Raw genomic sequence first — 20,967 nt, forward strand, 5'->3', positions numbered from 1 at the left:
CCTACCTAGCGGAACCGACATTCGGTGCGCGGAAAACGCGCGCCGGCTAGTCCGAACCGGTCAACGCCTCCACCAGCTCCTCCGCGGTGGCCGCGTCGTCCAGCAGCTTTCCGACGTGGGCTTTCGTCCCCCGCAGCGGCTCCAGCGTCGGGATCCGGACCAGGGATTCCCGGCCCACGTCGAAGATCACCGAATCCCAGGATGCGGCCGCGATCGAATTGGCGTACTTCTCCAGCGTCCTGCCGCGGAAGTAGGCCCGGGTGTCCGAGGGCGGGGTGGTGATCGCCGCCTGCACCTCCTCCTCGGTGACCAGGCGTTTCATCGATCCGCGGGTGACCAGCCGGTTGTACAGGCCCTTGGCCAGGCGCACGTCCGAGTACTGCAGGTCGACCAGGTGCAGCCGGGGCGCGGCCCAGCCGAGCTGGTCCCGGGCGCGGTAGCCCTCCAGCAGCCGCAGTTTGGCCGGCCAGTCCAGCCGGTCGGCGCATTCGGCCGGGTCCCGGGCCAACGCGTCCAGGATCTCGCCCCAGACCCGCAGGACCTCCTTGGAAGCCTCGTCCGCGCCGGTGCGCTCCAGATGGGCCGCGGCCAGTTCGTGATACGCGAACTGCAGGTCCAGCCCGGTGTACTTGCGCCCGTTGGCCAGCGCGACCTTGACCTTGAGGGTCGGGTCGTGGCTGATCTGGTGCACCGCGCGGACCGGTTCGTCCAGTTTGAGGTCGTCGAACCGCGTCCCGGCCTCGATCATGTCCAGCACCAGCGCGGTGGTGCCGAGCTTGAGGTACGTCGAGTACTCGGCGAGGTTCGCGTCGCCGATGATGACGTGCAACCGGCGGTACTTGTCCGCGTCCGCGTGCGGTTCGTCGCGCGTGTTGATGATCCCGCGCTTGAGCGTGGTCTCCAGCCCGACCTCGACCTCGATGTAGTCGGAGCGCTGGGAAAGCTGGAAACCAGCCTCCTCGCCCTGCGGGCCGATGCCGACCCGGCCCGAACCGGTCATCACCTGCCGGGACACGAAGAACGGCGTCAACCCGGCGATCACCGCGGTGAACGGCGTCGACCGGGCCATCAGGTAGTTCTCGTGGGTGCCGTAGCTGGCCCCCTTGCCGTCCACGTTGTTCTTGTACAGCTGCAACGCCGGCTGCCCGGGGACGGTGGCGGCCTTCATCGCGGCCTCCTCCATCACCCGCTCCCCCGCCTTGTCCCAGATCACGGCGTCGCGGGCGTTCGTGACCTCGGGCGCCGAATACTCGGGGTGGGCGTGGTCGACGTACAGGCGCGCGCCGTTGGTGAGGATGACGTTGGCGGCGCCGAGGTCCTCGACGTCGGGATCGTGACCTGGGCCACCCGGCCCCGCCAGATCGAATCCCCGCGCGTCGCGCAGGGGCGACTCCACCTCGTAGTCCCACCGCGCCCGCCTGGCCCTCGGGATATCGGCCGCCGCCGCATAGGCCAGCACCACCTGAGTCGAGGTCAGCACCGGGTTCGCGGTCGCGTCGCCCGGCACCGCGATGCCGTACTCGACCTCTGTTCCCATGATCCGCCGCATGTCACCACCCTACGGGGCACCCGTGCGCGGGTCGCACGGCATACGGGCGGTTACGCAAGGTTCCTACTTACGATCGACCAGGCTCGCCGGATCGAACTCGACAGCGAAGGGCTCCGCCATAGCTCATGCAGCCGAAAAGACACGCTCTGGTGACGGGGTGCGCCGTCCACTACTTCGTAGCGGATGTCGTCGTCCGGTAACGCCAGCACGTCATCGGCCGTCCACGGGCCCTGGTGCGGCCAGGGGCCGGTGTGCTGGTGGGCCACGCTCATCGGTCACCGCCTCTTCGACTGCGCTGCCTCCAGCATGGCATCTGACCTAGAGTCAGCGAAGACGACTCGACAAGGAGTGCGGTGAACGATCCCGAACCGGTGAACGGTGACGAACTGGTGGCGTTGTACGACGAATCCGGCGCCGTCACCGGAAGCGCGCCACGCGCCGAGGTCCGGGCCCGTGGCCTGTGGCACGCGGCCGGGGTCGTGCTGGTCCGCTCGGTGGACGGCCGGTCCGCGTACGTGCACCTGCGCGCCCCGGACAAGGACGTCTTCCCCGGCGCGTACGACTGCTGGGCGGGCGGCGTGGTGGCCGCGGGCGAGACCCCGGCCGAATGCGCGTCCCGGGAACTCGCCGAGGAACTGGGAATCCGCGGGGTCACCCCGATTCCGCTGTACACCCTGGTCTTCGACGAGCCCCCGATCCGCTGCCACAACTTCGCGTTCGAGGTGCGCTGGGACGGTCCGGTGGTGCACCAGCCCGAGGAGATCGTCGACGGCCGCTGGATGCCCCTGGACGAGCTGCGGCGGTGGGCCGAGGATCCGGCGAGCCCGCTGGTCCCGGACGGGCGGCTCGGCGTCCTGGAATGGTTCCGCCGCTACGACTGATCGCCGCGCAGCACCACCTCCAGCAAAGCCACCTTCACCTCGGTGTCGGCACAGCCCTCCCAGTCCGCCCTCGCCTCGATCGCCACCCGGAAACCCGCGATCGGCCGGGTGATCTCGCGGATCGTGCCGACCTGCAGCACTTCGGGCTCCCCCACGCGCTGCCCGTCGACCAGCACGCTCAACCGCACCGGCCGCTGCGAGGGCGAATCATCGATCAACCCGGCCCGCAGGTACAACTGCTTCTTCCCGCCGGTGTTCCACGCCGCGGTCGGTGTCGCGGTCCCGCAGGCGTACAGGTTGCCGACCAGCGCGGACGGGTGGCTCGCATTGGCGACCTTGGCCGCGGCCTCCCCGAAGCCACTGCCTTCGACGATCTCGCGTTCGGACAGCTCGCGGTCGCCGGGTTTCGCTTCCGGAACGGGCGCCGCGCCGCCGGGAGCGGCGACGGTGACCGTCACGGTGGCGGTAGCCGCCTGGGCGCCGTCCTTCTTGCCGCTGAAGTACGCGGTGAATCCGGCCGCCGTGCTGGTGGCCAGCGCGGTGATCACCGCGACCACGATCGCGCCGGTGCGGCTGATCCGGGCGGCCCGAATCGCCGGATCGTCGTCTCGCCGCCCGCGCCCGGACTGCTTCTGAGCGGTCATCGACGCCCCTGCCCCCTCGCCGCGGCCCGCGGCCGCGAGGACATTATCCGCTATCGCGGGGACGGGCGGGTGGGAAGTTTTGCCGCCACGATCGGGGCCAGCCGTTTGGCGGCGTCGGCCGCCCGGGCCGCGGTGCTCGCGGTGACCTGAAGACCGGAAAGCACCTCACCCCGCGCCAGCAAGACCGTGCAGGTGCCGTCCGCGCACCACGCGCGCACGGCCTCGGCGCCGGGCGGAATCGGGACCACCAGCGGGTTTCCCGCGCACCGCAGTTCGCGCAGCACGTCCGCGGCCGAGCGACGCGGATACCCGGTGACCTGCTGGGTCAGCGAGGAACCGCTGGGGTACACCCAGCTCGGGTTCCGGTACCCCGGCGGGGTTTCCCCGGGCGGGACCGCGGCGAGGCAACCCGTTGTCCGCACTGGCATCCCCGCGGGGCGCACGCCCTCGGCGGCCACGTCGGCATCGGTCAACGTGGCGGCGGCCACGGCCGCCGCGGTCTGGTTCATCGGCGGCGGAGGGGGTGGAACCGGCGCGGCGACGGCCGAGGGCGTCGCCCGCTCCGGCGGCGCCGACGTCGTCGGGTCGTCGTAGTAGGTGTCCAGATCATTGGGCCGGTCGGCGCATCCGGTCAGACCGACCAGTGCAACCGCGGCTATGGCGACCGCCCGCCCTTGACGCACCCTGCTTTCCCCTCCGGATTCCACCCGCCGCGTCCCCGACCGTGCCGGTCGGGCAGACGCCGACCCTAGTGCAGACCGCTACTGCCAATGCAGCGAGGACCGCCGCGCCCAGTACTCCGCCGGCGCCTCGCCGATCCCGTCCAGCGCCGCCAGCTCGTCTTCGTCGAGTTTCACCGCCACCGCCGCGAGATTGGCGTCCAGTTGCGCGCTGCTCGACGGGCCCACCAGCACGGTGTCGGCCCACGGCTGCGCCAGTACGGCGGTCAGCGCCACCGCGTCCGTCCCGGTTTCGCGCGTTCCGGCGATCCGGGCGAGTTCCGGCGGGGGTTCGGTCACCAATCGCCCGTTGGCCAGGGTTTCCTTGACCAGCACCAGGTTTCCGGCGGCGTGCGCCTCGGCCAGCGCGGGTCCGGCCGATCGCTCGAGCAGGTTCCAGGTGGACTGCACCGCGGTGAACACCCGCGCACCGGCGACCTCCAGCTCGAACGCGCGCCGGATCGTGTCGGCCTGCGCGGGACCGGAGGTGGAGAACCCGACGCGCACACCGGCACCGGCCAGGGCGGCGAGCGACTCGAGCAACGGCCGGTCGGTGAACAACGGGCTGTCCGCGGTCAGCGAATGCACCTGGTAGAGCGAAACCGAGGAGCCCAGCAGCGCGCGCGTTTCCGCCCATTGCGTGCGAAACCGGGTCAGCGAATGTTCCTTGGCCTCGTGCACCTCGGCATCCAGCCGCCAGTCGCCGACATAGGCATAGCCCCATTTGCTGGACACCGTGACGTCGGCGGGACCGCGTTCGTCCAGCCAGCTCGCCAGAAACTCCTCGGCGAGACCGTACGACCGCGCCACGTCCACCCAGCGGACCCCGGCCCGGTACGCCTCGTCGAGCACGGTGTGCGTCGCGGCGCGCATCGCCGCCACGTCCCGCCGCGCGGGAAGTTCTTCCACCCGGCCGAGATTGATGTACGCGGGCCTGCCGAGCGCGGCCAGCCCGAGTCCGATCCGGCCGAGGGGCCCGGTGATCGTCATACTCCGCACGCTATAGCCCAAGGCTCCCGCTGTCCTTGCCGGGGTTTGCGACCGGCACCGGCAATAGGCAAGCCGATAATGGGGGTACGTTGAAAAGCCCCACTGTATAGGTCGTTATACATCTTGTTCGCGGCGATGCAGGATTTCCAGCCACTGCGCGGAATTCAGCGCCTGGCGGTGCAGTTTCTCCAGTCTCGCCGCCGGTGCGCGCACGTACCCCTTGCCGAACACGGGCGCGATCTGCCGCAGGCTCGCCCCCTCCTCCCGGGCGGCCAGCAGGAGCCAGTCCGAGGCGTCGGCACAGGCGGCGGACGCCCGCCGGAACTCCCCCAGCAACCGGATCAACTCGTCCGCGGACACCTCCCCCGCACGCACCGCGTTCGCCGTGTTCTCCAGCCACGCCAGGACTTCCGCGACACTGACCGGCGCGCGGAGCCGTTCGCCCTCTGGTTCGCTCACGCCCGACAGTATAGGGCGTTATACAGACGGAACGGCCGTTCGACGCGCCGGTCAGTCACCGCTTCCGGGGAACTCGCGGTCAGCGACCGGACAGCACGCGTTCGCGGACCCACTGCCCCGCGGGCTTCAACGGCCCAGTGCCCGGGTACGGCCCCGCCTTGCACGTGCCCTGCTTGAACACCGCCCCGGACCGGTGGTCGTCGGAGTAGTTCCAGTTGGTCCAGCTGATCTTCTTGGCCGTCATGAGGTCGATGTACTGCTGCGAACGGGAGAAGTCGTTACCGCCGTCGCCCGACGACGTCTGGGTGCCGAATTCGGTGACGAACATCGGCAGCTTGTCCGCGGCCCGGGACAACGTGTTCAGGTACTCGGCGCCGTGCGAGGCGGCGTAGAAGTGGAACGTGTACATGATGTTGTCGGCGCGGACCGGGTTCCGCACGATCTCCTGTTCGTCGGCGCCCTCGGAGACCCCGAGCGAGGACCACGCCCGGGTGCCCACCAGCACCACCGAATCGGGATCCTGGGCCCGGATCACCGGGATGATCTGCTCGGCGTAACTCCGGATCTTCGCCCAGCTCACCCTGCTCGGCTCGTTCGCGATTTCGTAGAGCACATTGGTCTTACCGCTGTGCCGTTTGGCGATTTCGGTGAAGAAGGTCTTCGCGCGGGCGAGATTGTAGTTCGGATCCCCCGGATTCAGCATGTGCCAATCGACGATGGCGTACATCCCGCGCGCGGTGGCGTCCTCGATGTACCGGTTCACCAGCGCGGTGAATTTGGCAGGATCGGTCTCATAACCGCCTTCCTGGATGTACATCGAAATCCGGAGAACATCGGCCTTCCAGTCGGTGGCCAGCGCGTCCAGCGACGCGTCGTTCACGCATTGGCTATACCACTGCAGGCCGTGCGTGCTCATACCGCGCAACTGGACCGGCTTCCCGCCGCTGTCGCACAGCTTCACCCCGCAGACCGCGACCTTGCCGTGCGTGCCCACCGGTGTCGCGGCCGCCACGCCACCGGGTGCGGCCGCGGCGACGGCCCCCGGCAGGATCAACGCGGTCGCCAACGCCAGTACGGCTCGGAAAGTGTTGCGCCGCCTCATCAGCGTCTCCCTCGGATCATGGTCGCGTCCGGCTGACACGACTCCACTCGCTGGCGGCGGCGGATCGGGGTGGAACGTTTACCCACCCTTGGTTTGTAAACTACCTTTCCGAACAGTGACGGTAGTAACCCGGCCATCCGGCGTCAAGACGCTCCCGGACATGACCGTGCCCCGGCCGTTCGCGGGAACGGCCGGGGCACGGGGGTTCGGTCAGAGGTACTGGCCGGTGTTGGTGGCGGTGTCGATCGCCCGCCCGGAGTCCTGGTTCTTTCCGGTCACCAGGGTGCGGATGTACACGATCCGCTCGCCCTTCTTACCGGAGATCCGGGCCCAGTCGTCCGGGTTGGTGGTGTTCGGCAGGTCCTCGTTCTCCGCGAACTCGTCGACGATCGCGTCCAGCAGGTGCTGCACGCGCAGGCCGGGCTGCTTGGTCTCCAGCACCGACTTGATCGCCGCCTTCTTGGACCGGTCCACGATGTTCTGGATCATCGCGCCCGAGTTGAAGTCGCGGAAGTACAGGACCTCCTTGTCCCCGTTGGCGTAGGTGACCTCCAGGAACCGGTTCTCGTCGCTCTCCTCGTACATCCGCTCCACGGTGTGCTGGATCATCGCGTCGATCGTGGCCTTGGCGTCGCCGCCGAACTCGGCCAGATCATCGGCGTGTATCGGCAAACCGGGAATGAGGTACTTCGAGAAGATGTCCTTGGCCGCCTCGGCGTCCGGACGTTCGATCTTGATCTTCACGTCCAGCCGGCCGGGACGCAGGATCGCCGGGTCGATCATGTCCTCGCGGTTGGAGGCGCCGATGACGATGACGTTCTCCAGCCCTTCCACACCATCGATCTCGGACAACAACTGCGGCACGATCGTGGTCTCCACGTCCGACGACACGCCGCTGCCGCGGGTGCGGAAGATCGAGTCCATCTCGTCGAAGAACACGATCACCGGGGTGCCCTCGGACGCCTTCTCCCGCGCCCGCTGGAAGATCAGGCGGATGTGCCGCTCGGTCTCCCCGACGAACTTGTTCAGCAGCTCCGGGCCCTTGATGTTGAGGAAGTAGGACTTCGCCTCGGACGCGTCGCTCGGCGAATCGCCCCGGCCCGCCGCGACCTGCTTGGCCAGCGAGTTGGCGACCGCCTTCGCGATGAGCGTCTTCCCGCAACCGGGAGGACCGTAGAGCAGCACGCCCTTCGGCGGCCGCAGCTGGTACTCCAGGTACAGATCGGAATGCAGGAACGGCAGTTCCACCGCGTCGCGGATCTGCTCGATCTGCCGCCCGAGCCCACCGATGTCCTCGTACCGGACATCCGGGACCTCTTCCAGCACGAGGTCCTCGACCTCCGCCTTCGGCACGCGCTCGTAGGCGTAGCCCGCCTTGGAATCCACCAGCAGCGAGTCGCCCGGTTTGAGCGTCTGGTCGGCGAGGGGGTCGGACAGCCAGACCACCCGCTCCTCGTCCGCATGGCCCACGACAAGCGCCCGCGAGGCGCCGCCCTCGACCTCCGGCGCGAGGACCTCGCGCAACGCGCACACCTCACCGGTGCGCTCGAAGTCGCCGCCCTCGACCACGGTCAGCGCCTCGTTGAGCCGCAACGCCTGACCCCGCTGGAGCGTTTCGACCTCAACCGCCGGGGACACGGAAACCCGCATCTTCCGGCCCGCGGTGAACACGTCCACCGTGCCGTCCTCGTACGAGCCGACGAACACGCCGTAGCCGCTGGGCGGCTGAGCGAGCCGGTCGACTTCCTCACGGAGAGCGAGCAACTGACCACGTGCTTCACGCAAGGTCTCAACTAGCTTGCTATTTCGCTCAGTGAGCTGACTCACCCGCTCCGAAGCCTCGGCAAGCCGTTGCTCCAGTACCCGATTCTGGCGTGGTGAATCGGTCAGTTTCCTCCGCAGCAGGGCGACTTCCTCTTCCAGGAATCGCACCTGCCGTGCCTGGTCATCCGGCGTAGTTCCAGCTCCACTCGTATCTGAAGGGTCGGCGTCCTCGTGCCGACCTCCGGGAAGGTCGTGTTGCATGTCGGCACCTCCTCGGAGTGCTTTTCATTCCACGGTACCGGCGATCACCGACATGAAAAGCCCTATCCGCATCACAGGATCGGCGCGTCGCGAAGAAAGCACGATCACGGCCAACAGGCAAGAGTCCAACCCGGTGCACGTGGGAGACCACCGTCCGCTACCGTCCGTTGATCTCGCCGACCTGCGGCGCGGCGGTAACGGCCCCCACGTCGACGTCGCCTCGATCATGGCCTCGGCTACCCGCCGGCCTACCCGGTCAAACGGCGGCGGCGGCCGCACTCGTAGCGAGATCGTGATCACGGGAACCGACGTGGCGTTCGGGGAGTCAACTCCTCCAGGCGGCTCCGGGTTCCACCACCCGGGATGGCCCCGTTCGAGGGGGCCTGGCCTGCGGAGTCGCCGGACGCTGTTGAATAATCCGCGCCACGACGAAGACTCCGGTTATCGTTCCAGGCCTCGACCGAACAAAGCTAGGGGGCACCCCATGACCTACCCGCCCAACGGGCCGCAACCGCAGGGCCAGCCCGGGCCCTACGGCCAACCGGGCCAGCCCGGCCCGTACGGCGGTCAACCCGGCCAACCTGGTCAACCCGGTCAATACGGGCAGCCCGGCCAGTACGGCCAGCAACCCGGTGGTGCGTACCCGCAGAGCGGTCCGCAGCCTCAGCAGGGCTATCCCGGTGGCACCCAGCAGTTCGGGCAGCCGGGCGGCACGCAGCAGTTCGGCCAGCCCGATCCCTACGGGCAGCAACAGGACCCCTACGGCCAGCAGCCCGGCGGGTTCGCCAACTACCCCGGTGACCCGGGCGCGCCGCCGCCGAAGAAGAAGACCGGGCTGATCGTGGCGCTGGCCGTGGTCGCGGTGCTGGTCATCGGCGGCGTGGTCACGCTGATCATCGTGTTGACCGGCAAGGACGACGACGGCAACCAGGCCGCCCCGCCCCCGTCCAGTTCGGCTCCCAGCAGCAAGCCCAGCAGCTCCGGGAAGAAGCCGAGCACGCCGAAGTCGAGCAGCGGGTCCACCGAGTCGCCGTCCGCCGGGCACGCGCCGGGCGCCAAACCCACCGCCGCGGAAGCGGTCGAGGCGGAGATCGCCGCCTACAACGCGGGCAACAAGGAGCAGATGGACGCGCTCGCCTGCCCGGCCGGGTCCGGTTCGCTGAAGGTCCGCACCGGCGCGGTGATGAAGAAGGAAGGCGAGCTCAAGGAATCCGGCACCACGGCGACCATCGACGTGTCGATCACCGACCCCGGTGGCGCGCCGAGCCCGGGCACGCTGACCTTCAACAAGGAGGTCACCGGCTGGTGCTACCAGAAGGGCGAAGCCCGCAAGTGACGTGAACTTTCGGCCGGGTCCCGGGCTTTCCGGGGCCCGGCCGAAGTGTTTCAGCCGCGGCTCGGGCGACGTTGCGGTCGCGGCGGGGTCACGCCCTCGGCGAGTTTCCGGGTGGTGAGCAGGAACGCGGTGTGCGCGACCATCCGGTGTTCCGGGCGCACGGCGAGCCCGACCACGTGCCACGGCCGCTGCAGGGTTTCCCACGATTCGGGCTCGGTCCAGCATTTCTGCTCGCGCAGTGCCTCGGTGATCGTGGAGAGCTGGGTGACCGTGGCGACGTAGACCACCAGCACCCCACCGGGAACCAGGTTCTTCGCGACCGTCGCCAGCTGGTCCCACGGGGCCAGCATGTCCAGCACGACCCGGTCGACCTCGCCCTCGTGCGTGGCCAGGTCCGCCACCGTCAACGACCAGTTCTCCGGGCGGCACCCGAAGAACCGCTCGACGTTCCGCACCGCGTGTTCGGCGTGGTCCTCCCGGACCTCGTACGAGGTGACGCTCCCCTGCGGGCCGACCGCGCGCAGCAGGGAACAGGTCAGGGCGCCGGATCCGGCGCCCGCCTCCAGCACCCGGGCGCCGGGGAAGATGTCGCCCCACATGATGATCTGCGCGGCGTCCTTGGGGTAGATCACCTGCGCGCCGCGTGGCATGGACAGCACGTAGTCCGCCAGGAGCGGGCGCAGGGCGAGGTAGGAGGTGCCCCCGGCCGAGGTGATCACCGAGCCTTCCGGCTTCCCGATCACGTCGTCGTGGGCCAGCGCCCCGCGATGGGTGTGGTACTGCTCCCCCTCGGCCAGCACCAGGGTGTACCGCCGTCCCTTCGGATCGGTCAGCTGCACCCGGTCTCCGGTGCGAAACGGCCCGCTTGCCAACACTCGACCTCCATGATCCGCCACTGAGCAGCGACCGATCCTCGCAGATGGGACCGTTGCGGACGCACCTGGGCCGAGACTCGGGTGCACCGGTCGGCGGGGATATCGTGAGTGTTTGGTCCGGTTCTGACCGGCCTGAACCCTCCCGACCCCCTGGCGCTCAGGACTCCCACTTGGGCCGGGACGCCATCGCCGCGCGCAGGTCTTCCCGGCGCAGCACCCCGGCCGGGCGGCCTTCGTCGTCCACCACCAGGAACTGCCAGGCGGGCGTTTCCCGGACCCGCTCGGCGATCTCCTCCCCCGGTTCGGACGCGAGCAGCACGGTTTCCGCGCGGATCGGCTCGGCCGCGAGTTCGGCCGGCGAGTGCGGGCTCGCGGCGGCGAGCCGTTCGGCGGCCGTCTCGTCGAGCAGACCGGCGGCGACGCCGTCCGCGCGCACGAGGACCACCCCGCGCCCCGCCGAAGCGGCCAGCGCGTCCGAAACCGGGCTCTCCGCGGGAAGCTGGAGCACGGGCCGGACCAGTTCGGTGACCGACAACCCGGTCGGCCAGCTACGGCGGCTCTCGGCGGCCAGTTCGCCGCTCGCGCCCAGTGCGACGAACCAGGCGGTCACCACGCACACCCCGAGCCGGAGCCAGCGGTCCTCGCTGCCCTCGGCCAATCCCCACAACGCCCAGACCAGCAGCCCGACCGCGACCGCGCCGCCGCCGAACACCGCGGCCTTGGTGCCCTTCGCACGGGCGCCGGTGAGCGCCCAGACGCCCGCCCGGAGCATCCGGCCGCCGTCCAGCGGCAGCCCGGGCAGCAGGTTGAACAAGCCCACGGCGAGGTTCGCCACCGCGCATTCGGCGACCAGCAGCCAGGCCGCGCCGCCGGACGGCACCGCGAACAGGAGCAGCCCGCAGAACGCGGCGAGCAGCACCGAAACGATCGGCCCCGCCGCGGCGACCAGGCCCTCCTGCCCGGGCCGGCGCGGCGTGCGGGCGACCTCGGACAGGCCGCCGAGCAGAAACAACCGCAGCCTGCGGACCGGGATGCCCAGTCGCAGCGCCACCACGCAGTGCCCGAGTTCGTGGGCGAGCACGGACAGGCCGAGCAGCACGGCGAACGCCGCGGCGAGCACCCAGGACGTCACCATGCTCGCGCCCGGCAGCAGGCGCCCGACGAGGGGCGCGTACAGCACCACGACCGCGAGCGAGCCGATCCACCAGGACGGGGCGAGCAGCACCGGGACGCCGTCGACCCGGAACAGCAGGAGGCCGCCGTCCACGGCGATCGCGCGCCGGGGTCGGCTCGGCCTGTGTTCACTGGTCGCGGCCATGCGGAAAAGGGTAGAACGTCCGGTGTGGGACGCGGGTGATCTGGTCTCCCCGTGCGGGTGATTCGCCGGACAGCCCGCCCGCGCGTGCCGTTCGGCGGGACTGTCGGTGGGCTGCAATAGTCTCGGGCCATGCCTGAGACAGCGACAGTGAGTCCAGCCGACGGTCCGCCCGCCACGGTGCGCAGACCGGCGTTGTCGCCGTCGCGGGCCAGCGACTTCAAGCAGTGCCCGCTGCTCTACCGGTTCCGCGCGGTCGACCGGCTGCCGGAGGCGCCGACGAAGGCCCAGCTGCGCGGCACCCTGGTGCACGCGGTCCTGGAGAAGCTGTTCGCGTTGCCGCAGGCGGACCGGGTGCCGGACCGGGCCAAGGAACTGCTCGAACCCGCCTGGTCGGAGCTGTCCGCCGAACGTCCGGAGTGGACGGACTTGTTCGCCGAGGACAACGCCGACGAGGTGGGCGAATGGCTCGGCAGCGCCTCGAAACTGCTGGACAGCTACTTCGAACTCGAGGATCCGCGGCGGCTCGAACCCGAAGCGTGCGAACTGCACGTGGAAATCGAACTGGACTCCGGGGTGCGGCTGCGCGGTTACGTCGACCGGCTGGACGTGGCGCCGACCGGCGAGATCCGCGTGGTCGACTACAAGACCGGCACCGCGCCGCGCGAGATCGGCGAGGCCAAGGCCATGTTCCAGATGAAGTTCTACGCGGTGGTGCTGTGGCGGCTGCGGGGTGTCGTCCCGCGCCAGCTCAAACTGATGTACCTCACCGACGGCCAGTCGCTGGCCTACACCCCGGACGAGGCCGAACTGCGGCGGTTCGAACGCACCCTGGAGGCCATCTGGCAGGCGATCCTCAAAGCGGGCAAGACCGGCGACTTCCGGCCCAATCCGAGCAAGCTTTGCGGGTGGTGCGACCATCAGTCACGCTGTCCCTCGTTCGGCGGTACCCCACCCGAGTATCCGGGGTGGCCGGAGCCGGATCCGGGCGAGGAAACGGCGTTGGATCGCGCGGACTGATGGAGAGCAGCATTGCCTGAAGCGTTCTACCTTCCCTTGGGCGAGGGGCGGTTCCAGCCCACCGAGCACACGGCCGGGCCGTGGACCGCGGACGCCCAGCACTTCGGTCCGCCTTCGGCGCTGCTCGTCCGCGCGCTGGAGGAGATCCCGGCGGCGCGGGAAACCCAGCTCGGCCGGGTCACCGTGGAGATCCTCGGCCCGGCCCCGCTGACCGAGCTGTCCGTGCGGTCCCGGCTGGACCGGCCGGGCCGCTCGGTCGAACTCCTCACCGCCGAACTCGTCGCCGGGGAACGCGCGGTGGCCAGGGCGCAGGCCTGGCGGTTCGCCGCTTCGGACACCAGCACGGTGGCCACGGGAACCGCGCCACCGCTGCCCTCGCCCGAGGGGTTCCCCGTCGGGCCCCGGCCGGAGAACTGGCTCGGTGGCTACCTCGACGCGATGGAATGGCGTCCGATCACCGGCGGGTTCGGCGAGGTCGGCGCGGCGGCGGTCTGGGCACGGCAGCGCGTCGCCCTGGTCGACGGGGAGAAGCCCAGCCCGCTGCAACGCCTCTTCGCGGTGGCGGACTCCGGCAGCGGCGTGTCCGGCCTGCTGGATCCGCGCGACTGGTGGTTCATCAACGCCGAGCTGACCGTCCACCTGCTGCGTGAGCCGGAGGGCGAGTGGATCGGGCTGGACGCGGTCACCGTGATCGGGCCGAACGGGGTGGGCACCGCCACCAGCAAGCTGCACGACCTCGGCGGCCAGCTCGCCACTGGGGCGCAGGCGTTGCTCGTCCGGCCGCGTTAGCCGCAAGGTCCCCCGCTTCGGCCGCGGAATCCACTAGCCTGCTCGCAACCACACAACCCGGGAGCCCGGTGGTATGCAGATCACCTCGGTGGTCAACCAGAAAGGCGGGGTCGGTAAGACCTCACTCAGCGTCGGCGCGGCGGCCGCCCTGGCCGAGCGCGGGCGCCGGGTGCTGCTGATCGACCTGGACCCGCAGGGGCACGCGACCACGGAGATGCTCGGGTTGCCCGAGGCACCGCCGCAGGCGCCCAGCCTGGCCAAGGCGCTGACCAAGATGTGGAAGGGGCCGATCGAGGAACTCGTCGTCCCGCATCCCCGGTGCAACATCGGGCGCGGCGGCGCCTTCGACGTCATCCCGACTTCGCCCGGGATGTTCGACCTCATCCGCCGGCTCGACCAGTTCCGCGTGCCCGGCTGGCAGCTCGCGCGCGTGGTGCAGTTCGCCAACTACGACCACATCGTGATCGACTGCCCGCCCGCGCTGGACGTGCTCACGAACAACGCGCTCGCGGCGAGCAGCGGGATCCTGGTCCCGGTGCAGCCGGACCGCACGAGCATCCGGGCGCTGCGGCTGCTGCGCGACCAGATCCGGTTCGTCGAGCAGACCGTGAACCGGGCGCCGATCCCGTACTTCGGACTGGTCCCCGGGCTGTACCGGCGACCGATGTCGCACTACGCGACGGCCGCGCTGAACGAACTGCACGGTTTCGGCATCCCGGTCCTGTCGCACATCCCGCTCGGGGTGGTGATGAACGAGGCCGCCGCGCACGGCGTGCCGGTCACCAGTTTCGCGCCGGAGACCATCCAAGCCGTGTCGTTCCGGGAGATCGCGCAGGCTCTGGACACCTACGCCGAACAGCGCCCCGAGTCGCCCGTGGTGCCGGCCGAGCACGAGTTCGTGTTCGAGGACTTCATCACCGAGGTCGCCGAAGCCCGCAACACCAACGACAACGGCGCCCGGAAGAAACTCTACGACCTCCTGCCGAAGCGGCCTCGTCCGTCCCGTTGATTCACCGGCGGATCTTGATCCCGCCCAGGTCTGCACCGAAAGCCCGTTGATGGTCAGCAATGGCGCGCTGGACACCTTGATGCAGCCGTCGCCTCCCGCGTGGGCCCTTTCGGACTTGACCGATTCCTGATCGGCCCTTGAGCTCACCAAGTGTGAACTTGACGAATCCCTAAGTAACCACCCATATTGGTACATCTGTGCCGGATTCAGTCGGTATGGTCTGAGCGCGTGGCCATCCGCAGCATCCTGTTCGGTTCCCCTGGCCCTCCGGCAGGTCTGGAGTCGACGGCCGAACCAGAGCACTTCCGCGATCTGAACCTCGACCAGATCGAGCAGGCGATCGTCCGGGCGAACGCCGACTGCCCGCTGGCGCCGTACTTCCGCCACCCGCTGCGCGACGCCGGACTGGTCGCGTTCCGCCAGCAGGTCTTCCGCGATCTCGAGGACACCGGGGTGCGCGCGGTCGTCGAGCGGTTCACTGGTTCGATGCGCGCGATGCGGCGGCGGCTGGAAATCCTGGGCCGGATGACCCATCCGCCGCAGCGGCAACGCTGGTTCCTCGACATCGTGCTCGCCCACACCGAAACGGTCACCGCGTTCGCCGAGGGCCTCGGCGAAGCCGCCCTCTCCTCCCCCGGCCTGTGCGCGGTGCGCGACGATCTCGGCGAGCACACGCGTTCGGCGGAGTTCCGGTCGCTGTGCGAACGGGCGCGGCGGTTGCGCGACCGGCTCGACGCGGTCCGCTACGACATGCTGCTCCACGAAGACACGATCACGATCGCGCCGCACGACCCGGACGGCGACGACTACAGCGCGCGGGTGCTGGCGACGTTCGCGCGGTTCCACCAGGCGGCGGCGCGGGACTACCGCAAGGATCCGCCCGCGGATCTGGGCTTGGACAAGGTCGAGGCGAGCGTGCTGGATCTCGTGGCGCGGTTGCATCCCGACGTGTTCGCCGCTGTCGCCGCGTTCCACGACGAGCACCGCGACTTCGTCGCCGAAGACCTCGTCCGCCTGGACCGGGAACTGCGGTTCTGCCTCGGTTACCTGGACTTCCTCGCGCCGTTGCGGGCGGCCGGGCTGCCCACCTGCTACCCGTCGGTGTCGGAGACCGCGAAGGAGTTCGCCGCGCGCGAGGCGTTCGATCTCGCCCTGGCCGCGTCGCTGACCGCGCGCGGCGAGCCGACCGTGGTCAACGACGTCCACCTCACCGGCAGCGAACGGATCCTGCTCGTGTCCGGCCCCAACCAGGGCGGCAAGACGACGCTTGCCCGCACCTTCGGCCAGTTGCACCACCTGGCCGCGCTGGGTTGTCCCGTTCCGGGCCGCGAGGTGCGCGTGTACCTGCCGGACCGGATCCTCACCCACTACGAGCGCGAGGAGAACCTCGACACCCTCGCCGGAAAGCTGGAAGAGGAACTGCGCCGGATGCGCGCGATCCTGGACCGCGCCACGCCGGACAGCGTCATCATCCTCAACGAGATCTTCACCTCGACGACGTTGCGGGACGCCCGCGCGCTGAGCGAGACGATCCTCGGCGTCCTCTCCGAGCTCGACGCGCTGTGCCTGTGGGTGAGCTTCATCGACGAGTTGTCCCGCCTGGGCGGAAAGACCGTGAGCATGGTCAGCACGGTGGCCGGGGACGGTGCCGCGACCCGTACCTTCAAACTGGTGCGCGCCCCGGCCGACGGGCGCGCCTACGCCCACGCGATCGCCCGGAAACACGGCCTAACCTACGAGCAGCTCAGGACGCGGGTCAGCCGATGAAGCCGCACCTGATGTTCGCCGAGGACGACTCCACCCCGCGCCCGCCGGTCAACGCGCCGGACCTGATCGCCGACCTCGAGCTCGCCACCCTCTGCGAGGCCATGGCCCGCGGGGACGAGGGCTTGCTCTCCGCGGCGCGGGCCGCCCTGCTGGACCCGCTCACCGATCCGGCCGAGATCCGCTACCGCCAACAGGTGCTCGCCGACTGCCTGCGTCACCCCGGCGCCGTCCGCGAACTGCACCGGGTGGCCGATGAGGCCATCGCCGCCGAACGGAAACTCCTGCGGGGCGCGTTCACCGGCCAATCGGCGCCCCTGCTCAACCGCTCGGTGCGCGTGCTGGAAGTGTTCGGCGACTTCCTGCACCGGTTGCGCGCGATCGCCGAACGCCAGGTCGATACGTTCTCCTCCAGCGCGTTCACCCGGTTGTTCCGGGAAATCCTCGCCGAACTGGACGACGACTACCTGCGGACCATGGACGCGGTCCTGGAGCAGCTGCGTTTCGAGCACGGCATCGTGGTGAGCGCGCGGCTCGGGGACGGCAACAAGGGCGTCGATTTCGTGCTGCGCAAGCCACCCGGGAAGGGCCGCAAGTCCCCCGGCCATCGAGCGCTGAAGCGGTCCAACCTCAGCTTCACGGTCACCGGCCGCGATGAGAGCGACTATCGCTCGCTGACCGCGCTCCGCGGCCGCGCCCTCAGCGGCATCGCGAACGCGACCGCTCAGTCGGCCGACCACGTCCGCGACTTCTTCCTCGCCCTGCGCGACGAACTCGGCTTCTACCTCGGCTGCGTCAACCTCGCCGAAACCCTCTCCGAACTCGGCGTGCCGACCTGCTGGCCCGAACCGCGGGCCCCGGGCGGGAACGTGCTGTCCGCGCGAGAACTCCACGAGCCCTGCCTCGCGCTGCGCCTCCGCCGGGGTGTCGTCGGCAGCGATCTCGACGCCGACGGCCGGAGCCTGGTGCTGATCACCGGCCCGAACCAGGGCGGGAAGTCGACGTTCCTGCGCGGTGCGGGCATCGCGCACCTGATGATGCAAGCCGGGATGTTCGTGGCGGCGCGGCAGTTCACCGCGTCGACCGTCACCGGCGTCTTCACGCACTACAAGCGCGAAGAGGACGCCTCGATGGCCAGCGGCAAACTCGACGAGGAACTGGCCCGGATGAGCACGATCGCCGACCACGTCACGCCTGGTTCCCTCTTGCTGTGCAACGAATCCTTCGCGTCGACGAACGAGCGGGAGGGTGCGGACATCGCGGCGGAGATCGTGCGGGCCCTGACCGACTCCGGGGTGCGGATCGTGTTCGTGACCCACCTGTACGAACTCGCGCGCCGCATGCACACCGAGGCTCCGGAGCGCTGCGTGTTCCTGCGCGCCACGCGCCGCGACGACGGCGAACGCACCTTCCGGATCAGTCCCGGCGAACCGACCCCCACCGCCCACGGCGCCGACCTGTACGTCAAGATCTTCGGCACGGCCCCGGTTCGCTCAACGCAGGACGAAGGTCCCGACGAGCCAGACCGGGCGCCGCCTCCGTGGTGAATCCGGTGGCCGTCACCGCTGGTGGTTACAGCGCGGACTGGACCGCGCCAAGGTCGTTGCGGTAGCTCGTGATCCACTCGGCGTCCCGCTGCTCGGGTGGCAACGCGTCGAGACCAGCGGCGAGAAGGTTGGCAGCTTCCTGATATCGGCCGAGGTAGCGGTACGCCCGGCCGCGCTGCATCTGCAAGAAATCGGGGCCGTAAAAGTACACCCAGGGTGGTTCGTCTTCAGGAACTATCGATGCTGCTAGATCGGTTGCTTCGTCCAACTTCCGATCTGTCGCATCGGCCTCGCCGAGCAGGGCGTGTGCTCGCGCTTCCTGCTGTGCTGCCATCGCCCGTAGGCCGGGGCTCACGCGATCGCTGCGCTGCGCGGCTTCGGAGAGGCCGAGCATGGGGCCGAGTTGGCCGACTTTCCAGGCGTTGTAGCCCTTGAGGGACAACGTGGTGGCGACCATGCTCGAGTCGCTGACCTCCAATGCCCATTCGGTAGCGCGGTCCAGCCACCGGCAGGAGGCCGACGACTGCTCGGTGGCCGCGTGCAGCCACCCGACGAACTGCGCCCACTGGGCCGCGAGGCTCACTACGGACGGCCGTAGCGGTCCACGGGCATCGACCACCAGGCACTCGAGCAGCTGGAAATAGCCGAGCGCCGGTTCCAGTACCGCCCTTGCGCCGAGAGTGTCTTCCATCCGTCGTGACTCGGCGAGTACCGCGGCCAGTGAGCCAAGCGCCGACGAGTCGACGGCCCGCGGCCGTTCGGCCACATAAGCGAGCCTGCCGAAGTCGTCAGGGTTGAGCACCGTAGTTGAGGCGGTCTTCGGGTTGAGCAGGGCTCGCAGAGCACCGTCAGCGCCGAGCAGCTCGTCGAGCTTGTCAGCCGTCGACGGATCGACAGTCTGTCGATCGGACTCGTAGCGGGAGAGAGTTGTCTGGGAAACGTACGCACGCCGTGCGAGTTCGCGCTGGGAAATGTCGGCGGACCCGCGCAGTCGGCGCAGCGCCTCTCCGAAGCTCTCGACCATGGGACCTCGTTCGCGGAGTGCGTGCGGCTATGAGCCTACTCACTCCGCGATCAGGTGAACACGGTCAGCACCAGAGATCGGCTACGGCCCCGGGGCTGGGCGCCCGTCAGCTACCTCGGCTCTCAGGGCAGGACGCCGCCGCCGAGGAGCCAGGCGATCAGGGACAGGGTCGCCATGGACAGCAGGGTCGAGATGAGCACGCAGTCGCGGACGAACCGGGTGTCGATGGCGTACTGGCTGGTGGCGATGAAGACGTTCTGCGCGGTGGGCAGGGCCGAGCACACCACCGCGGCGAACAGCGCCGGGCCCGGGACCGAGAACGCCAGGCCCACCGCGAGCGCGATCGCGGGCTGCCCGATGAGCTTCAGGCCGACCACGGTCGCGGTTTCCCAGCGCCGCCCGGGCGTGGCCTCGGCGGGCCCCGACCGGCCCGCGTTCAGCGACATGCCGAGCACCAGCAACGCGGTCGCCACCCCGGCGCCGCCGAGCGTGTGGATGGGCTGCAGCAGCAGGTCCGGCAGGTGGATCCCGGTGCTGCCCACCAGAACCCCGAGCAGGGATGCCGCGATCACCGGGTTCCGCACCGGGAGCAGGACCAGGGCGCGCCACCGCGGCACCCCGGACCGGCGGGCGTCGGACTCCAGCAGGGTGAGCAGCGAGGGCATCATGAACAGCGTCTGGAACAGCAGCACGGTCACGATGAACGACGAGTCGCCCAGCACCTGCAGCGCCACCGGGATGCCGAGGTTGGCGGCGTTGACGTAACAGGCCGCCGTGCCGCTGATCGCCCATTCCGCGAGTTTGCGGCGGAAGACCCAGCGCGAAAGCAGCGCGCCCGCGAGCCCGGCCAGGACCGTGGACGAACCGAACGCGATCAGTCCCCGGTTCAGCAACGCCGAGAACGGCGTGTCGATCAGGGTGCTGAACAGCACCGCGGGCATCGCGACGTTGAACGCGAGCTTGGTCAGCACCTGATCCGCACGCTCGCCCAGCACGGCGAACCGGCTCAGCAGGTAGCCGAGGCCGGTCAGCACCCAGATCGGCGCGAACGCCGACAGAGCACCGCTCAAAGACGGCAGGACCGAATATCGGAAGCCAGCACGGCCTTGGCGCCGATCTCGGCGAGTTCGTCCATGATCCGGTTGACGTCCTTGCGCGACACCATGGCCCGCACCGCGACCCAGTCCGGATCGGCCAGCGGCGCCACGGTCGGCGACTCCAGCCCCGGCGTCACGTTGACCGCCTGGTCCAGCAGCTCGCGCGGGCAGTCGTAGTCGAGCATCATGTACTGCTGCGCGAACACCACACCCCGCAACCGGGCCGTGAGCTGCGTCTTCGCCTTGGTCATCTCACTGCCCGCCCGGTGCACGAGCACCGCCTCGGACACGCAGATCGGATCGCCGAACGCCACCAGGTTGTGCTGGCGCAGCGTGCGCCCGGAGCCGACCACGTCGGCGACCGCGTCCGCGACCCCGAGCTGGATGGAGATCTCCACCGCGCCGTCCAGGCGGATCACCTCGGCCTCGATGCCCTGGCGGGCAAGGTCGTCGCGGACCAGCCGCGGGTACGACGTGGCCAGCCGCTTGCCGTGCAGGTCGGCGGGGTTCCAGTCCTGCCCCGCCGGCGCGGCGTAGCGGAACGTCGAACCGCCGAAGCCCAGCGACAGGGCCTCCTCGACCGGGGCGCCGGAGTCGAGCGCGAGGTCGCGGCCGGTGATCCCGAGGTCCAGTTCACCCGAGCCGACGTAGATCGGGATGTCCTTGGGCCGCAGGAAGAAGAACTCGACCTCGTTCGCCGGGTCCAGCACGGTCAGATCGCGCGACTCATGTCGCTGGCGGTAACCGGCCTCACCGAGCATCTCCGCGGCCGCCCCGGCCAGCGCTCCCTTGTTCGGCACGGCTACACGCAGCACTTCAGCT

At 69.7% G+C, this 20,967-nt stretch carries 19 protein-coding genes; 7 read left to right on the plus strand and 12 right to left on the minus strand.

Annotation, left to right across the window (positions count from 1 at the left end; all coding sequences use genetic code 11):
* Positions 1-46: 46 nt before the first annotated feature.
* Positions 47-1,549 (minus strand): depupylase/deamidase Dop, encoded by a 1,503-nt coding sequence (gene dop, locus FXO23_RS11745; RefSeq protein ID WP_158883884.1) that lies wholly within the window; start codon positions 1,547-1,549, stop codon positions 47-49.
* Between the two features lie 353 nt (positions 1,550-1,902).
* Between dop and FXO23_RS11750 the strand changes: the two genes are divergently transcribed.
* Positions 1,903-2,430 carry an NUDIX domain-containing protein gene (locus tag FXO23_RS11750; protein WP_425484857.1) on the plus strand — a complete coding sequence of 176 codons (528 nt, stop codon included), beginning with the start codon at positions 1,903-1,905 and terminating at the stop codon, positions 2,428-2,430.
* Here FXO23_RS11750 and FXO23_RS11755 read toward each other — a convergent pair.
* From FXO23_RS11755 to arc, 6 genes are all read right to left on the minus strand, one after another.
* A complete protein-coding gene (locus tag FXO23_RS11755; protein WP_158883886.1) occupies positions 2,421-3,074 on the minus strand; it encodes a hypothetical protein in 654 nt (217 codons plus the stop codon). The two genes, FXO23_RS11750 and FXO23_RS11755, sit on opposite strands and share 10 nt — an antisense overlap.
* Before the next feature lie 50 nt (positions 3,075-3,124).
* On the minus strand, positions 3,125-3,757 hold the full coding sequence (locus FXO23_RS11760; RefSeq protein WP_158883888.1) for a hypothetical protein: 633 nt from the start codon (positions 3,755-3,757) through the stop codon (positions 3,125-3,127).
* 78 nt (positions 3,758-3,835) lie between these two features.
* Positions 3,836-4,783, minus strand: coding sequence for an aldo/keto reductase (locus tag FXO23_RS11765; protein WP_158883890.1), 948 nt, complete (start codon positions 4,781-4,783; stop codon positions 3,836-3,838).
* Positions 4,784-4,897: 114 nt separating this feature from the next.
* Positions 4,898-5,242 carry a hypothetical protein gene (locus FXO23_RS11770; RefSeq protein ID WP_158883892.1) on the minus strand — a complete coding sequence of 115 codons (345 nt, stop codon included), beginning with the start codon at positions 5,240-5,242 and terminating at the stop codon, positions 4,898-4,900.
* Between the two features lie 79 nt (positions 5,243-5,321).
* Positions 5,322-6,344 (minus strand): glycoside hydrolase family 5 protein, encoded by a 1,023-nt coding sequence (locus tag FXO23_RS11775; protein WP_158883894.1) that lies wholly within the window; start codon positions 6,342-6,344, stop codon positions 5,322-5,324.
* A 210-nt stretch (positions 6,345-6,554) separates the two neighbouring features.
* Positions 6,555-8,369 carry a proteasome ATPase gene (gene arc / locus FXO23_RS11780; RefSeq protein WP_158883896.1) on the minus strand — a complete coding sequence of 605 codons (1,815 nt, stop codon included), beginning with the start codon at positions 8,367-8,369 and terminating at the stop codon, positions 6,555-6,557.
* Positions 8,370-8,853: 484 nt separating this feature from the next.
* On the opposite strand from arc, the gene FXO23_RS11785 reads away from it, so the two are divergent.
* Positions 8,854-9,705: a hypothetical protein gene (locus FXO23_RS11785; protein ID WP_158883898.1), complete on the plus strand. Its 852-nt coding sequence runs from the start codon at positions 8,854-8,856 to the stop codon at positions 9,703-9,705.
* 50 nt (positions 9,706-9,755) lie between these two features.
* Here the strand turns inward: FXO23_RS11785 and FXO23_RS11790 are convergent, their stop codons facing one another.
* Both FXO23_RS11790 and FXO23_RS11795 read right to left on the minus strand, forming a co-directional pair.
* Entirely contained in the window at positions 9,756-10,580 is an 825-nt protein-coding gene (locus FXO23_RS11790; protein ID WP_158883900.1) for a tRNA (adenine-N1)-methyltransferase, read from the minus strand.
* Positions 10,581-10,737: 157 nt separating this feature from the next.
* Positions 10,738-11,898, minus strand: coding sequence for a site-2 protease family protein (locus FXO23_RS11795; RefSeq protein ID WP_158883902.1), 1,161 nt, complete (start codon positions 11,896-11,898; stop codon positions 10,738-10,740).
* A gap of 129 nt (positions 11,899-12,027) precedes the next feature.
* On the opposite strand from FXO23_RS11795, the gene FXO23_RS11800 reads away from it, so the two are divergent.
* From FXO23_RS11800 to FXO23_RS11820, 5 genes are all read left to right on the plus strand, one after another.
* On the plus strand, positions 12,028-12,915 hold the full coding sequence (locus FXO23_RS11800; RefSeq protein ID WP_158883904.1) for a RecB family exonuclease: 888 nt from the start codon (positions 12,028-12,030) through the stop codon (positions 12,913-12,915).
* Between the two features lie 12 nt (positions 12,916-12,927).
* Positions 12,928-13,704 carry a thioesterase family protein gene (locus FXO23_RS11805; protein ID WP_158883906.1) on the plus strand — a complete coding sequence of 259 codons (777 nt, stop codon included), beginning with the start codon at positions 12,928-12,930 and terminating at the stop codon, positions 13,702-13,704.
* A gap of 73 nt (positions 13,705-13,777) precedes the next feature.
* On the plus strand, positions 13,778-14,713 hold the full coding sequence (locus FXO23_RS11810; protein WP_158883908.1) for a ParA family protein: 936 nt from the start codon (positions 13,778-13,780) through the stop codon (positions 14,711-14,713).
* A gap of 228 nt (positions 14,714-14,941) precedes the next feature.
* Positions 14,942-16,480, plus strand: a complete 1,539-nt coding sequence (locus tag FXO23_RS11815; protein WP_158883910.1) for a MutS-related protein — start codon at positions 14,942-14,944, stop codon at positions 16,478-16,480.
* Positions 16,477-18,024, plus strand: a complete 1,548-nt coding sequence (locus FXO23_RS11820; protein ID WP_218951963.1) for a MutS-related protein — start codon at positions 16,477-16,479, stop codon at positions 18,022-18,024. Before FXO23_RS11815 ends, FXO23_RS11820 begins: the two co-directional genes overlap by 4 nt.
* Before the next feature lie 25 nt (positions 18,025-18,049).
* On the opposite strand, the gene FXO23_RS11825 is transcribed toward FXO23_RS11820, so the two are convergent.
* From FXO23_RS11825 to hisG, 3 genes are all read right to left on the minus strand, one after another.
* Positions 18,050-19,048 carry a helix-turn-helix domain-containing protein gene (locus FXO23_RS11825; RefSeq protein ID WP_158883912.1) on the minus strand — a complete coding sequence of 333 codons (999 nt, stop codon included), beginning with the start codon at positions 19,046-19,048 and terminating at the stop codon, positions 18,050-18,052.
* 122 nt (positions 19,049-19,170) lie between these two features.
* Positions 19,171-20,118 (minus strand): AEC family transporter, encoded by a 948-nt coding sequence (locus FXO23_RS11830; RefSeq protein WP_158883914.1) that lies wholly within the window; start codon positions 20,116-20,118, stop codon positions 19,171-19,173.
* A complete protein-coding gene (gene hisG / locus FXO23_RS11835) occupies positions 20,115-20,960 on the minus strand; it encodes an ATP phosphoribosyltransferase (RefSeq protein ID WP_158883916.1) in 846 nt (281 codons plus the stop codon). Before hisG ends, FXO23_RS11830 begins: the two co-directional genes overlap by 4 nt.
* Between the last annotated feature and the right edge of the window lie 7 nt (positions 20,961-20,967).

The sequence above is a fragment of the Amycolatopsis anabasis genome (assembly GCF_009765355.1).
Classification (GTDB): Bacteria; Actinomycetota; Actinomycetes; order Mycobacteriales; family Pseudonocardiaceae; genus Amycolatopsis; species Amycolatopsis anabasis.

Excerpts from the sequence above, each read along its gene's own strand:
- dop (WP_158883884.1), bottom strand. The coding sequence starts at position 1,549 with ATGCGGCGGATCATGGGAACAGAGGTCGAGTACGGCATCGCGGTGCCG.
- FXO23_RS11785 (WP_158883898.1), top strand. The coding sequence starts at position 8,854 with ATGACCTACCCGCCCAACGGGCCGCAACCGCAGGGCCAGCCCGGGCCC.
- FXO23_RS11775 (WP_158883894.1), bottom strand. The coding sequence starts at position 6,344 with ATGAGGCGGCGCAACACTTTCCGAGCCGTACTGGCGTTGGCGACCGCG.
- FXO23_RS11765 (WP_158883890.1), bottom strand. The coding sequence starts at position 4,783 with ATGACGATCACCGGGCCCCTCGGCCGGATCGGACTCGGGCTGGCCGCG.
- FXO23_RS11810 (WP_158883908.1), top strand. The coding sequence starts at position 13,778 with ATGCAGATCACCTCGGTGGTCAACCAGAAAGGCGGGGTCGGTAAGACC.
- FXO23_RS11825 (WP_158883912.1), bottom strand. The coding sequence starts at position 19,048 with ATGGTCGAGAGCTTCGGAGAGGCGCTGCGCCGACTGCGCGGGTCCGCC.
- arc (WP_158883896.1), bottom strand. The coding sequence starts at position 8,369 with ATGCAACACGACCTTCCCGGAGGTCGGCACGAGGACGCCGACCCTTCA.
- FXO23_RS11800 (WP_158883904.1), top strand. The coding sequence starts at position 12,028 with ATGCCTGAGACAGCGACAGTGAGTCCAGCCGACGGTCCGCCCGCCACG.
- FXO23_RS11795 (WP_158883902.1), bottom strand. The coding sequence starts at position 11,898 with ATGGCCGCGACCAGTGAACACAGGCCGAGCCGACCCCGGCGCGCGATC.
- FXO23_RS11820 (WP_218951963.1), top strand. The coding sequence starts at position 16,477 with ATGAAGCCGCACCTGATGTTCGCCGAGGACGACTCCACCCCGCGCCCG.
- FXO23_RS11755 (WP_158883886.1), bottom strand. The coding sequence starts at position 3,074 with ATGACCGCTCAGAAGCAGTCCGGGCGCGGGCGGCGAGACGACGATCCG.